Here is a 12,312-nt window from a genome sequence, read left to right on the forward strand (position 1 = left end):
CCGTCCCGGACCTTCCGGACGACCCGTCCCGGACCGTACCGGCGTCCCGCCACGGACGTACCGGACGTCCCCGACGATTCCCCGCACGGGCCCGCTCTCTTTCCGGGAGCGGGCCCGTGCACGTCGTTAAGGTGAATCCCATGAGCGCACCATCCCGCCCGTCACCCGCCGCCGCCCCTCCAGCGGGCGCTGCGCGCGCACCTCTCACCTTCGACCGCGGCCACACCGACGACCTGATGTCCTTCCTGGCGGCGAGCCCGTCGCCGTACCACGCCGTGGCGAACACCGCCGAGCGGCTGGAGAAGGCGGGCTTCAGGCAGGTCGCGGAGACGGACGCCTGGGACGGGACCCATGGCGGCAAGTACGTGCTGCGCGGCGGCGCGATCGTGGCCTGGTACGTGCCCGAGGGCGCCGAGCCGCACACTCCCTTCCACATCATCGGCGCGCACACCGACTCCCCGAGCCTGAGGGTCAAGCCGCGCCCGGACAGCGGGGCGCACGGCTGGCGGCAGGTCGCCGTCGAGATCTACGGCGGCCCGCTGCTCAACTCCTGGCTGGACCGGGACCTCGGCCTGGCCGGCCGGCTGACCCTGCGCGACGGCTCCTCGGTCCTGGTCAACGTGGACCGGCCGCTGCTGCGGGTGCCGCAGCTCGCCATCCACCTGGACCGCTCGGTCAGCGCCGAGGGACTCAAGCTCGACAAGCAGCGGCACCTTCAGCCGGTGTGGGGACTCGGCGACGATGTGCTGGACGGCGACCTCATCGCCTTCCTGGAGCAGGAGGCCGGGCTGACGGCGGGCTCGGTGACCGGCTGGGACCTGATGACGCACCCGGTGGAGCCGCCGGCCTACCTGGGCCGGGACCGCGAGCTGGTGGCCGGGCCGCGCATGGACAACCTGCTGTCCGTGCACGCCGGTGCCGCCGCCCTGGCCGCCGTCGCGACCTCCGGCGCCCCGCTCACCCGGATCCCGGTGCTGGCCGCCTTCGACCACGAGGAGAACGGCTCCCAGTCGGACACCGGCGCGGACGGCCCGCTGCTCGGGTCCGTCCTGGAGCGCTCGGTGCTGGCGCGCGGCGGCTCGTTCGAGGACCGGGCCCGCGCGTTCGCCGCGTCGGTCTGCCTGTCCTCCGACACCGGCCACGCCGTCCACCCCAACTACGCCGAGCGGCACGACCCCACGCACCACCCGCGCGTCAACGGCGGCCCGATCCTCAAGGTCAACGTCAACAACCGCTACGCCACGGACGGTGCGGGCCGCGCGGTGTTCGCCGCGGCCTGCGAGAAGGCGAACGTCCCCTTCCAGAGCTTCGTCTCCAACAACTCCATGCCGTGCGGCACCACCATCGGCCCGATCACCGCGGCCCGGCACGGCATCCGCACGGTCGACATCGGCGTGGCGATCCTGTCCATGCACAGCGTCCGCGAACTGTGCGGCGCCGACGACCCGTTCCTCCTGGCGAACGCCCTGACGGCCTTTCTGGAGGGCTAGCCGGGGCCTCGCCGGGTACCCGGACGGCACCGGAGATTCCGGAACCGGAAGGGGAGGCGAGGTCTCATGGGTCTCGGCGGATGCATCATCCTCATCGCCGTAGGGGCCATTCTGACGTTCGCGACCGACTGGCAGATGCAGGGTGTCAACCTCACCGTCGTCGGCCTGATCCTGATGGCCGTGGGCCTGATCGGGGTGGCGACGTTCAGCGGCATCGCCCGACGCCGCCGGGTGGTGGTGCCACCGGCGACACCGGTGGTGGAGGACGAACCCCGCCACCACCACCGCGCGGACGGCTACTCGGACGGCTACGGCGTCTGACGGCTGAACCCGCCTGCTCGTCGAGGTGGGTTCAGCCGTTTCACATACAACTGGCTTCTTAACTCAGTAATCTGCTGAGTTATGGACTTCACCATTATCAAGCACGCCGTCGAAGTCGATGACGGCATCAAGCGGCTGTCCATGCGCTTCATCAAAAAACACGCCGCGCCGGAACGCGCACGACTGAGCGCGGAGTTGTGTGCGGAGATCGGCGAGGAGTTCGAGCGCATCGGGCTGACCACTCTGCCGCGGACCCTCCCGACATCCGAAAACGAGTTCGTCTGGGTCATCAAGCGAGACAGCGCCCTCGGCGAAGTCGCGGCCGTCGCCGCGGCGCTGGCGGACCTGGAGAAGCTGAAGATGAACCCCTTGCCTCAGGTCTTCGCCAACTACCCCCTCGCTCAGCGGTATTTGAGCTAGACCGCCTACGACATCCGACGTACCTGATTTGGTAGGCGGGCCAGGTCCAAAAGTGGTGCGGTGAACCCTGGCGCGTGCGTAGCGTTGATCTCCACACAGGCCAGCAGTCACTTGCCTGACTGACTGTCACCTGTGCATCAACAGCACCGCGCGACCCAGGAGTACGCATGAGCAGCACCGAAGGAATACCCACCCCGCAGAATGACCCCATCTTCGTCATCGGCGCCTCGGGGCGATTGCCGCTTCGCACGATCAGCGCGCTGGAAATGAGACACACGGAGATCCAGGGGCATCTGCATAAGTGGCGTGCTCTGCTCGGCGACCGGCTGCACACCGCCACAAAGGGGCAATTACCACACCCCAGTAGACGCGTCAAGGGTGAATATGACGCTCGCATGGTGGCCACCAGCGCGACGGCCGCACGCGCCCTGGGCCACCGACACGCCAGACGGCTGACCGAGTCGCTCACCGAGTTCCCCCGGCTCCATGTCTCCCGCATGACCAAGCGGCACGCCCGGCAGGCCGAACGGGACATCCTCGAATGGCAGTGCACGCTCCTTGACGGACGGCCCTCCGGCCTCGCCCTCATCCACACCAGCCGCGGGGTCCTCTGGTACCGCCTCACCGCGGAGGGCCCGGACGTCGAGCCGCTCGCACCGGACTCTGCCGTCTGGCAGGCCCTTCCCGCGAGCCCGGCCGAGGTCGAGCTGCTCCTGACCCCCGCAAAACTCGCCGCGTACGCCGCTTATCAGCACGGGTGCTACCCGGACCGTCGCTGCAGGCCTGCCTGGCTCCCACCCGAGTTGCCTTGGGCAGATCGGTGCATCACCCTCGATATCACCGCATAACGCCTGCTCGGGCGGCGAGTTCACGGACTCGCCGCCCTTCAGGCGTTTCACTCCGGACCACCTCAGGAGACGCACACCCATGACCACCGGCACACCCGCCGCCCTGTCCCTCGACGTCGAGTGGGGGAAGGACACCATCCGGGTCACCAACGTCCCGGCCCAGTTGCCCCCGGATCCCACGGACACCCAGATCGCCGCGGTCGTGGCGGCGGGCCGGGCCAACCCGAGCACCTGGCTGCCGGACCCGTCCTGGGAGGCCATCGCGCGGGCCACGCCCCGCCCGGAGGCGCTGGCCGTGCAGCTCCGTCCGACTCCGGACGACCCTTCGGGCCTCCTGATGGTCGAGAACGTCGAAGGCGCGACCTTGCGTTCCGTCCCCACCCGGATCCTGCTGAGCGAGATCTTCCCGGGCCCTCAGCCGCGTACGGGCATGGAGGTGTCCGAGGTACCCGACCCGCACGTACTCGGTGTCACGCACGAGAGCCGTCCCGCCGCGCTCGTGGAGTACCGCTACGAGAACCTCGCCCACCTGCGCAATCACGTGTGGCAGACGATCCACGCGACCCTGTCGCTCAACAGCTACGCGACCTCCATCCTCACCCGTTCCGTCACCAGGAACCTGATCACCCACCCCGTGAAGATCACCTTCGAGGACGGCACCGAGCCGCTGCACGTGCTCGTCGTCCGTGACGGCATCACCCGGCTCGCCAGCGCCTGGGCGGTCCAGGCCGGTCACGGCGCCGACCCCGCGGAGGTCGCCGGTCTGGCGACGGACGCGCTGCTCGGCAGGGCCACCGTGCCGACGGCCGCGGGCCCCGGCCTCGCGCAGCGGCTGTCGGCCGGCCGAGCACAGTGGCGGCAGGAGCTGCGCGCGGAGTTCGACCAGGAGATGAAGGGCGCGGCACCGGGGCTCCGGGCCGCGCAGATCGCCCAGTCCTACGTCGTCCCGGCCCAGATCGCCATCGGTGTCGAGAGCCACCACGGCCGGGTGCTGTCCGCCGAGGACGTCTTCGACGACGCCATCCGGTCCGTGCTGGCCTCCGTGCACGTCGAGTTCAAGCAGTGGGACGCGGCCGCCCAGAACGTGGAGGTCATCACCCGCGCCCTGAAGCGGATCATCCAGCAGGGCGACCCGCGCTGGAACACGGCCGAACTCCAGGCGGTGTACGGCCTCGCCGTCGGCCGGATCCCCGTGGCCGACCTTCCGCAGGTCTTCGGCGGTGACCCGGCTCCGCCCGGCACCGCGCTGTGGCGCGCCGTCTATCTGGTCAGCGCGCTGACCCAGCCGGACCTCCTGGAGCTGCTCAAGGACCAGGCGAAGGCCATCAAGGGCGGCAAGCGGATGAGCATGAAGGGGTTCGGCGAGCTGCTGGGTCCGATCATCGACCTGCCCTGGCGCGCGCAGAAGAAGCTCGTGACCAAGCAGGCCCGCAACGCGTGGAACAACGGCGGTGTGCTGTCGAACGACGTCGTCAGCGGCTGGACGCCGGTGCCCACCGACGACTTCACGACCTTGATCGAACCGGCGATGAAGGGCGACTACGACGCCCGCCGCACCCTGGCCGTGGCCGGCGGTGTGGCGCTGATCGCCGACAAGCTCCTGACCAGGAACGTCGGCTCGTCGCTCGGTGTCAAGCGGGAGAAGGGCGGGGTGCCGTTCCGGTCCGACGTCAACAAGGTCATCGAGGGACTGTCCCGTCAGACGAACGAACTCGGGCTGTGGACGCTCGCGCTGGCCGCCAACACCTTCCGCAGCGACGACCTGCCGCAGAACTCCGTACCGAAGCTGAGTCTCACCGGCAAGGAGACGGCCCCGTCCGACGAGCCGCCCTACGTCTACTTCAAGGTGGACCTCGCGGCCGAGGACCGCATCGCCCGGGACCCCGCGGGCGTGCCCGTGCCGCTGTACGAGTGGGACGTCGTGGCGGCCTCGGACCCGGACCGGGCCACACAGGTCGTGGTGCCGCCGTCGGCCGTCACCCCGGCGCCGGTCCACGTCCCGCCGCCGACCGCGGTGGGCGGCGAGCCGGAGCCGGCCGAGGGGGGGCCCGCTGCGGAGGAGCCGGCTGAGGGGGGCGAGGCCACCGGCGCCGCACCCGGCGCCCCGGTCCCGGGTCCGGACCCCGTGACCACCCTGTTCCACTACGGCGCGGTACCCGGCCCCCGCAGCCATGACCCCTCGGTTCCGCCCAGCCAGCGTGCCGCCGGGCACCGCAAGGCCCTCCACCTCGGGGTGCAGGGGGCCCGGGACGCGCTGGACCATCTGCACGCCCTGGAGCCCGAGGTCGGGGGGCACACCCCGATCGTCCCCGTGGAACAGCTCGACGAGTTGCACGACCTCCTGGTCGGCATCCTGACGGACGTGGAGAACCTTCGGCGCAGGACCACGGGGGGCCATGCGGACCCCGCGCCGGAGGACGGTGACCCGGAGGCGGAGGAAGCCCTGGAACTCGCCCAGGACTGACGGATCTCAGCCTCCCCCGCGGGCGGCCTCGTCCATCCCGGCCAGCACCAGCGGCAACCGGGCCGCCCCGCCCGGTACGAGGCGCAGGGGGATGCCCCAGTCCCGCTGGTGGACGTGGCAGGCGGGGTATGCGGTGGCCGGGTCGTCGTCGCAGCTGGCGGCCATCGCGGAGATGTGCAGGACGCCCTCGGTGACGGCCGGGTTCAGCTCCAGCTCGCGGGACAGGTCCGGGTCCGCCCCCTCGCCCTTCAGCAGCAGCTCGGGCGGGGTGGCGGAGACCAGCAGACGGGTCGCGGGGCCGTACCGCGTGTCGGGCTGCTGGCCCGCCGGGGCCCGGAAGACGACGTCCAGCCGGAGTCTGCCGGGGTTCACCTCCGTCGCCGCCCGCCGGGTGCGGTGGGCGGCCGGCTCCACGCGCACCGCCTCCTCCGGCAGCCGCAGCCGGGTCAGCCGGTGCCGGGCCGACTCCACGACCACGATGTCCTCGCCGGCCAGCACCGCGTCGCTGGGCTCGCGCAGGCCGGTGGCGAGCGTGGTGACCTCGCCGGTGGCGGGGTCGTAGCGGCGCAGTGCGTGGTTGTAGGTGTCGGCGACGGCGACCGAGCCGTCCGGCAGGGCCGTGACGCCCAGCGGGTGCTGGAGCAGGGCCCGGTCCGCGGCGCCGTCCCGGTGGCCGAAGTCGAACAGGCCGGTGCCGACGGCCGTGTGCACCCGCCCGTCGCGGTCCACCCAGCGCAGGGCGCTGGTCTCGGAGTCGGCGAGCCACAGCCGGTCGGCGGTGGCCGCGAGGCCGGAGGGCTGGGCGAACCAGGCCTGCGCGGCCGGACCGTCGACCAGGCCCTCGTTAGCGGTGCCCGCCGCCACGGCCACCGTGCGGGTGGCCGGGTCGTACGTCCACAGCTGGTGGACGCCCGCCATCGCGATCCAGACCGTGCCGCCGAAGACCGCCACGTCCCACGGGGACGAGAGATCCACCTCGCGGGCCGGGCCGGAGGTCGCCGAGCCCCGCCACCACTGCTTCCCGGTGCCCGCCAGGGTCGTCACCTCGCCCGTGGCCAGATCCAGGCGGCGCAGGGCGTGGTTGACGGTGTCGGCGACCACCACCGAGCCGTCGTCCAGGAGCGCCAGGCCCTGCGGCTCGTTGAAGGACGCCTCCTCGGGGCCGCCGTCGGCGAACCCGCGCGCGCCGGACCCGAGCCGCCGTACGACGGTCTCGGTGTCCTCGGCCAGCTCCACCAGCTGGTGCCGGGTGGTGTCGCTGACCAGGACGTTCCCCGACGGCAGCAGCAGCGCCTTGCCGGGGAAGCGCAGCGTCGTCGGCTCGGGCTCCGGCGGCACATACGGGCCGTCGCCGCGGCGCAGGGTGCCCTTCGCCTCGTGCTCCGCCTCCAGCTCCGTGACCAGCCGCTCGATGGCGGGCACGTGGCCCTCGCCCGCGTGCTGGGCGACGACGTACCCCTCGGGGTCGATCACCACGAGCGTCGGCCAGGCGCGCACCGCGTACTGCTTCCAGGTGGCCAGCTCGGGGTCGTCCAGGACCGGGTGCGCCACGCCGTAGCGCTCCACGGCGTCCGCGACCGCCCGGTGGTCGGCCTCGTGCACGAACTTCGGCGAGTGCACCCCGATCACCACGAGCGTGTCCCGGTGCTTGTCCTCCAGCTCGCGCAGCTCGTCCAGGACGTGCAGGCAGTTGATGCAGCAGAAGGTCCAGAAGTCCAGGACGACGATGCGCCCGCGCAGGTCGGCGAGGGTGTACTGCCGGCCTCCCGTGTTCAGCCAGCCACCCTTGCCGATCAGCTCGGGAGCGCGTACGCGGGCCCGCCGGCGTGCGGAGTCGGTCATGGATCCAGAGTGCCATCCGGGGCCGACAGCCGGTCCGGGCCTGTGGACAACTCCGTCAGTCCTGGTGGACGACGTTCCGGCCGGGGCCGCCGGAGAGCGTGTCGCGGCCCGGGCCGCCGTACAGCCTGTCGTTGCCGCTGTTGCCCCACAGCCTGTCGTCGCCGCTGTTGCCGTGCAGGACGTCGTGGCCCTTGCCGCCGTACAGGGTGTCGGCGCCGGTGCCGCCGGAGAGCGTGTCGGCGCCGTCGTCGCCGGCCAGGTCCTGACCCCCGGCGCCGCCGCGCAGCACGTCGGCGCCCTTGCCGCCCTTGGCGATGATCAGGTCGCCGTTCGCGTTGATCGTGTCGTCGCCGTCGTCGCCGAAGGCCAGCGCCGCCTTGCCGACCGTGAGGCTGTCGTCGCCCGCGCCGCCCGAGACGTCGCTGCCGTCGAGGCGGCCGGTGCCGGTGAGCCTGTCGTTCCCGGGGCCCAGGTCGATCCGCGCGAAGTAGTACACCTGATCGGTGCGGTTCGCGTAGGAGACGGTGTCGCCCCGGTCGCCGAGGTCCATCGTCAGGGCGGCGTACGGGTCCTGGCTCTCCTCGGCGGTGACCGTGCAGGAGACCTTGGTGCGGTCGGCGCCGCTCGGGTGGGCGCAGCCGCGGCCCGCCGTGATCGCCACGGCGTCGTCGATCACGTAGGTGAGGTGGGTCCGGTCGTCGGTGAGGGACGCGGTGACCGTCACCTTGTTGGTCTGTCCGGGTGCGGCCCGGTAGGCGAGCTGCCAGCCGTACTGGTTGACCTCGGCGGTGGCCGGCGCGGGGGCCGCCGAGGCGGTGCCGGACAGGGCGGACGGCACGGCCAGAGCGGCCGTGCAGACGGCCAGGGCGAAGGCGCGGCGCCGGGGGCGAGCGGACATGGAGGGCCTCCGTGAGGGACGGGCTTCTCAGCTGCTGTGCGCTGACTTCCGCACCGTTCGACTCGGGGGCCCTCCCCGGGGTTGGCCGTCGTCCGCCCGCGCGCCGGAAGTTCACCGGGGCGACACCCGGCGTCCCGGCGGATTCGGCCGCCCCGTCAGGCGAGCGCGTGGCCGGTGGTCGCGTCCACGTGTGCGGGGACGTCCTCGTGCCGGTCGCCGACGCTCAGCGTCCCGGTGGGCTCGAAGACGAGGATCTCGGTGGGCACGGGCGCGTACGGCTTGTGTTCGACCCCGCGCGGGACGGTGAACACCGAGCCCTTGGGCAGCACCACCGTGCGTTCGCCGGCCGGCTCGCGCAGCCCGATGTGCAGCTCGCCGGCGAGGACCAGGAAGAACTCGTCGGTGTGCTCGTGCGCGTGCCAGAGATGCTCGCCCTCCACCTTCGCCACGCGCACGTCGTAGTCGTTGACGGCGGTGACGATGCGGGGGCTCCACTGCTCGGTGAAGGAGGCGAGGGCCGCCTCCAGGGAGATGGGTTCCATGGGTTCATCGTCGGGGGTGCCGCGACGGCCGGCGAGTGCTAGAAATCGCATATGCCGCAACGATCCTCTCACCGTGTCGTGCTGGTGGTCGACGACAACTCCAACCCCTTCGAGATGAGCTGTGCCATCGAGATCTTCGGGCTCGCGCGGCCCGAACTGGGGCGGGAGCTGTACGACTTCCGGCTGTGCGCGGCCGAGCGGGAGACCCGGATGCGGGACGGCTTCTTCACGCTCACCGGGGTCGCCGGGCTGGAGGCCGCCGAGTCCGCCGACACGCTGATCGTGCCGAACCGGCCCGACACCGAGGTCCCGCGCGCGGAACGCGTCCTGGACGTGATCCGGCGGGCACACGCGCGTGGCGCCCGGCTCGTCGGCTTCTGCTCGGGCGCGTTCACCCTCGCGGAGGCCGGGCTGCTGGACGGGCGCCGGGCGGCCTGCCACTGGATGTGGGCCGAGGACTTCCGGGCCCGCTTCCCGCGCGTGCGCCTGGAGGCGGACGTGCTCTTCGTGGACGACGGCGACATCCTCACCGCCTCCGGCAGCGCCTCCGCGCTCGACCTGGGCCTGCACCTCGTCCGCCGGGACCACGGCGTGGAGATCGCCAACCACGTCTCCCGGCGGCTCGTGTTCGCCGCGCACCGCGATGGCGGGCAACGGCAGTTCGTGGAGCGGCCGGTGCCCGCGGTGCCCGACGAGTCGCTCGGCCCGCTGCTGGCCTGGGCCCAGGAACGGCTGGGCGAGCCGCTGACCGTCGCGGACCTCGCCGCCCGCGCGGCCGTCTCCCCCGCCACCCTGCACCGCCGCTTCCGCAGCCAGCTGGGTACGACCCCGCTGGCCTGGCTCACCGGGGAGCGCGTGGCCCTGGCGTGCCGGCTGATCGAGCGGGGCGAGGAGCGGCTGGACGTCGTGGCGGCGCGCAGCGGCCTGGGGACGGCGGCCAATCTGCGGGCCCGGCTGCGGCGGGAGACGGGGCTGAGCCCGTCGGCGTACCGCAGGCGGTTCGGCACCGGGCCCGCGGACCTCACCCGTCCTGCCCCGCCCGGCGCACCGGCTCCGTGACGATCGACCGGCGCCGGGGAAGCGTGACCGTATGAGATTCCTCGTACGCGACCGGATCCTCGGCATCGGTGACGACTGGTGGATCGAGGACGAACACGGCCGGAAGGTGTACCTCGTCGACGGCAAGGCGATGCGGCTGCGCGACACCTTCGAGCTGAAGGACACCCAGGGGCGGGTCCTGATCGACATCCACCAGAAGATGTTCGCCCTGCGCGACACCATGGTGATCGAACGGGACGGCGAGGCCCTGGCCCGGATCAGGCGCAAGCGGCTGTCCCTGCTGCGCAACCACTACCGGGTCGCCCTGGTGGACGGCAGCGAACTGGACGTCAGCGGCAAGATCCTGGACCGTGAGTTCGCCGTCGAGTACGACGGCGAACTCCTCGCGGTGATCTCCCGCCGCTGGCTCAGCGTCCGCGACACCTACGGCGTGGACGTCGTACGGGACGACGCCGATCCGGCGCTGCTGATCGCGGTGGCGGTGTGCGTGATCCACCTCGCCGAGAAGGAGGGCGAGGAGGACTGAGCCTCAAGTGGCACGGGGCCGGCCGCGGTGGCGGGGCGGCTCCAGGCCGAGGACGCGGTCCTTCAGCGCCGGGAACTGTTCGCGGGTCGCGGCCGTCTTCGCCGGGTCGAGGTCGACCGTGAGGACCTCTTCCCCGGCGCCGGCCTCGGCGAGCACCTCGCCCCAGGGATCCACCACGATCGAGTGACCTGCCTGCGGAACTCCGGCGTGGGTCCCGGCCGTTCCACAGGCGAGCACGAACGCCTGGTTCTCCACCGCCCGCGCCTGAGCCAGCAGCGTCCAGTGCGCGCGTCGCCGCTCGGGCCAGCCCGCCGGGATCACCAGCGTCTCGGCGCCGGCGTCGACCAGTCCGCGGAAGAGTTCGGGGAAACGGAGGTCGTAACAGGTGGCCACGCCGAGCGTGGTCCCGGGCAGCCGGACCGTCACCAGGTCCCGGCCCGCACCCATCAGCACGGCCTCGCCCTTGTCGAAGCCGAAGCGGTGGATCTTGCGGTAGGCCGCGGCCAGTTCACCGGAGGGGGAGAAGACGAGAGACGTGTTGTAGAGGGGGCCCTCGGGGTCCCGCTCGGGGATGGAGCCGGCGTGCAGCCACACGCCCGCGTCGCTCGCCGCCTTGGCCATCGCCTCGTACGTCGGCCCTTCGAGCGGCTCGGCCTCCCGGCCGAACTCCTCGTAGGCGAAGGCGCCCGTGGTCCACAGTTCGGGCAGGACGACGAGGTCGGCCCCGCTCTGCTCCCGCACCAGCGCGGCCACCCGCCGCCGCCGGGAGTCGACCGGTTCGCCCTCGTCCACGGCGATCTGGATCAGGGAAGCGCGCACACTACCACCGTCCTGGCATTCGAGTCGTCCACACAGGCCTACGATCGTCACACGAAAGCACTGCCGGGGTGCCTTTCAGCAGCGTAACTTAGCTCCTCAAGACACCCGCCGAAGTGCAGCCGCCCGCTGGCACCGCCGCCACAACCTGCCCGTGTACCGACCGCCGAGGGGTCCCGTTCCGTGAGTCTGCATCCCACCCTCCAGCCCTACGCCGACGCCTGGACACACTCCATCGAAGCGATATCCGAGATGGTGCAGGAGCTCGTCGAGGGCGAGTGGAACCGGCGGACACCCTGCCCCGGCTGGTCGGTGCGGGACATCGTGTCCCATGTCATCGGCCTGGACTGCGAGATGCTCGGCGACCCGCGGCCCATCCACTCCCTGCCGCGCGACCTCTTCCACGTCACCACCGATCACCAGCGCTACATGGAGATGCAGGTCGACGTCCGCCGCCACCACACGGCACCGGAGATGACGGCCGAGCTGGAGTACACGGTCATCCGCCGCAACCGCCAGCTGCGCAACGAGTCCCGGGACCCCGCCACCCTGGTCCGCGGCCCGCTGGGCACGGAAATCACCCTGGAACAGGCCTACCGCACCCGGGCGTTCGACGTGTGGGTGCACGAGCAGGACCTGCGCACCGCCCTGGGCCGCCCCGGCAACCTGGACTCGCCGGGCGCGTACGTCACCCGGGACGTGCTGCTGGAGGCGCTGCCCAAGGTCGTCGCCCATGACGCCGACGCCCCGCGCAGCTCGGCGATCGTGTTCGACGTACACGGCCCCGTCGAGTTCCTGCGCACGGTCCGCGTCGACATCCAGGGCCGCGGCACCGTGGAGACCGCCCCCGCTCTCGGCCCCGCCGCCACCCTCACCCTCGACTGGGAGACCTACGTCCGTCTCGCCTGCGGCCGGGTCACCCCCGAGGCGGTGGCGGACCGGGTGAAGACGGAGGGCGACCAGGACCTGGCGGCGGCGATCCTGCGGAACTTCGCGGTGACCCAGTAGCGACACGCCCGGCGCAAGCCGCCGACGGCGAACGCCCCCACGGGGTGACCGGCCTTCCGGCCGAGTGCGGACGGGTGG

At 72.0% G+C, this 12,312-nt stretch carries 12 protein-coding genes; 8 read left to right on the forward strand and 4 right to left on the reverse strand.

Annotated elements, in window-relative coordinates:
* Positions 1 to 140: 140 nt before the first annotated feature.
* The 5 genes from CCN44_RS05450 (at position 141) to CCN44_RS05470 (ending at position 5,543) form a co-directional block, all read left to right on the forward strand.
* A complete protein-coding gene (locus CCN44_RS05450) occupies positions 141 to 1,490 on the forward strand; it encodes a M18 family aminopeptidase (protein WP_079080999.1) in 1,350 nt (449 codons plus the stop codon).
* A 66-nt stretch (positions 1,491 to 1,556) separates the two neighbouring features.
* Positions 1,557 to 1,811 (forward strand): DUF6458 family protein, encoded by a 255-nt coding sequence (locus tag CCN44_RS05455; RefSeq protein ID WP_059250111.1) that lies wholly within the window; start codon positions 1,557 to 1,559, stop codon positions 1,809 to 1,811.
* An 81-nt stretch (positions 1,812 to 1,892) separates the two neighbouring features.
* Complete coding sequence (locus CCN44_RS05460) at positions 1,893 to 2,231, forward strand: hypothetical protein (protein ID WP_059250110.1); 339 nt, start codon at positions 1,893 to 1,895, stop codon at positions 2,229 to 2,231.
* Between the two features lie 167 nt (positions 2,232 to 2,398).
* Positions 2,399 to 3,079: a hypothetical protein gene (locus tag CCN44_RS05465; protein WP_086696990.1), complete on the forward strand. Its 681-nt coding sequence runs from the start codon at positions 2,399 to 2,401 to the stop codon at positions 3,077 to 3,079.
* A gap of 79 nt (positions 3,080 to 3,158) precedes the next feature.
* The gene (locus CCN44_RS05470) at positions 3,159 to 5,543 is read left to right on the forward strand and encodes a hypothetical protein (RefSeq protein WP_237481212.1); all 2,385 of its coding nucleotides are present in this window, start codon (positions 3,159 to 3,161) and stop codon (positions 5,541 to 5,543) included.
* A gap of 6 nt (positions 5,544 to 5,549) precedes the next feature.
* Here CCN44_RS05470 and CCN44_RS05475 read toward each other — a convergent pair whose 3' ends face one another.
* The 3 genes from CCN44_RS05475 to CCN44_RS05485 form a co-directional block, all read right to left on the reverse strand.
* On the reverse strand, positions 5,550 to 7,385 hold the full coding sequence (locus tag CCN44_RS05475; RefSeq protein ID WP_086696991.1) for an NHL domain-containing thioredoxin family protein: 1,836 nt from the start codon (positions 7,383 to 7,385) through the stop codon (positions 5,550 to 5,552).
* A gap of 55 nt (positions 7,386 to 7,440) precedes the next feature.
* Positions 7,441 to 8,283 carry a calcium-binding protein gene (locus CCN44_RS05480; protein WP_086696992.1) on the reverse strand — a complete coding sequence of 281 codons (843 nt, stop codon included), beginning with the start codon at positions 8,281 to 8,283 and terminating at the stop codon, positions 7,441 to 7,443.
* 155 nt (positions 8,284 to 8,438) lie between these two features.
* Complete coding sequence (locus CCN44_RS05485) at positions 8,439 to 8,825, reverse strand: cupin domain-containing protein (RefSeq protein WP_059250105.1); 387 nt, start codon at positions 8,823 to 8,825, stop codon at positions 8,439 to 8,441.
* 51 nt (positions 8,826 to 8,876) lie between these two features.
* Here CCN44_RS05485 and CCN44_RS05490 point away from each other — a divergent pair, with 51 nt between their 5' ends.
* Together CCN44_RS05490 and CCN44_RS05495 are read left to right on the forward strand one after the other, a co-directional pair.
* The gene (locus tag CCN44_RS05490; RefSeq protein ID WP_086696993.1) at positions 8,877 to 9,884 is read left to right on the forward strand and encodes a GlxA family transcriptional regulator; all 1,008 of its coding nucleotides are present in this window, start codon (positions 8,877 to 8,879) and stop codon (positions 9,882 to 9,884) included.
* Positions 9,885 to 9,915: 31 nt separating this feature from the next.
* Positions 9,916 to 10,410 carry an LURP-one-related/scramblase family protein gene (locus tag CCN44_RS05495; RefSeq protein ID WP_059250103.1) on the forward strand — a complete coding sequence of 165 codons (495 nt, stop codon included), beginning with the start codon at positions 9,916 to 9,918 and terminating at the stop codon, positions 10,408 to 10,410.
* A gap of 3 nt (positions 10,411 to 10,413) precedes the next feature.
* On the opposite strand, the gene CCN44_RS05500 is transcribed toward CCN44_RS05495, so the two are convergent.
* Complete coding sequence (locus CCN44_RS05500) at positions 10,414 to 11,229, reverse strand: carbon-nitrogen family hydrolase (protein WP_059250102.1); 816 nt, start codon at positions 11,227 to 11,229, stop codon at positions 10,414 to 10,416.
* A 180-nt stretch (positions 11,230 to 11,409) separates the two neighbouring features.
* Between CCN44_RS05500 and CCN44_RS05505 the strand changes: the two genes are divergently transcribed.
* The gene (locus tag CCN44_RS05505; RefSeq protein WP_059250101.1) at positions 11,410 to 12,234 is read left to right on the forward strand and encodes a maleylpyruvate isomerase family mycothiol-dependent enzyme; all 825 of its coding nucleotides are present in this window, start codon (positions 11,410 to 11,412) and stop codon (positions 12,232 to 12,234) included.
* Positions 12,235 to 12,312 lie beyond the last annotated feature (78 nt).

Origin of the sequence: Streptomyces tricolor, from assembly GCF_002155905.1 — a bacterium.
GTDB classification, from domain to species: domain Bacteria; phylum Actinomycetota; class Actinomycetes; order Streptomycetales; family Streptomycetaceae; genus Streptomyces; species Streptomyces tricolor.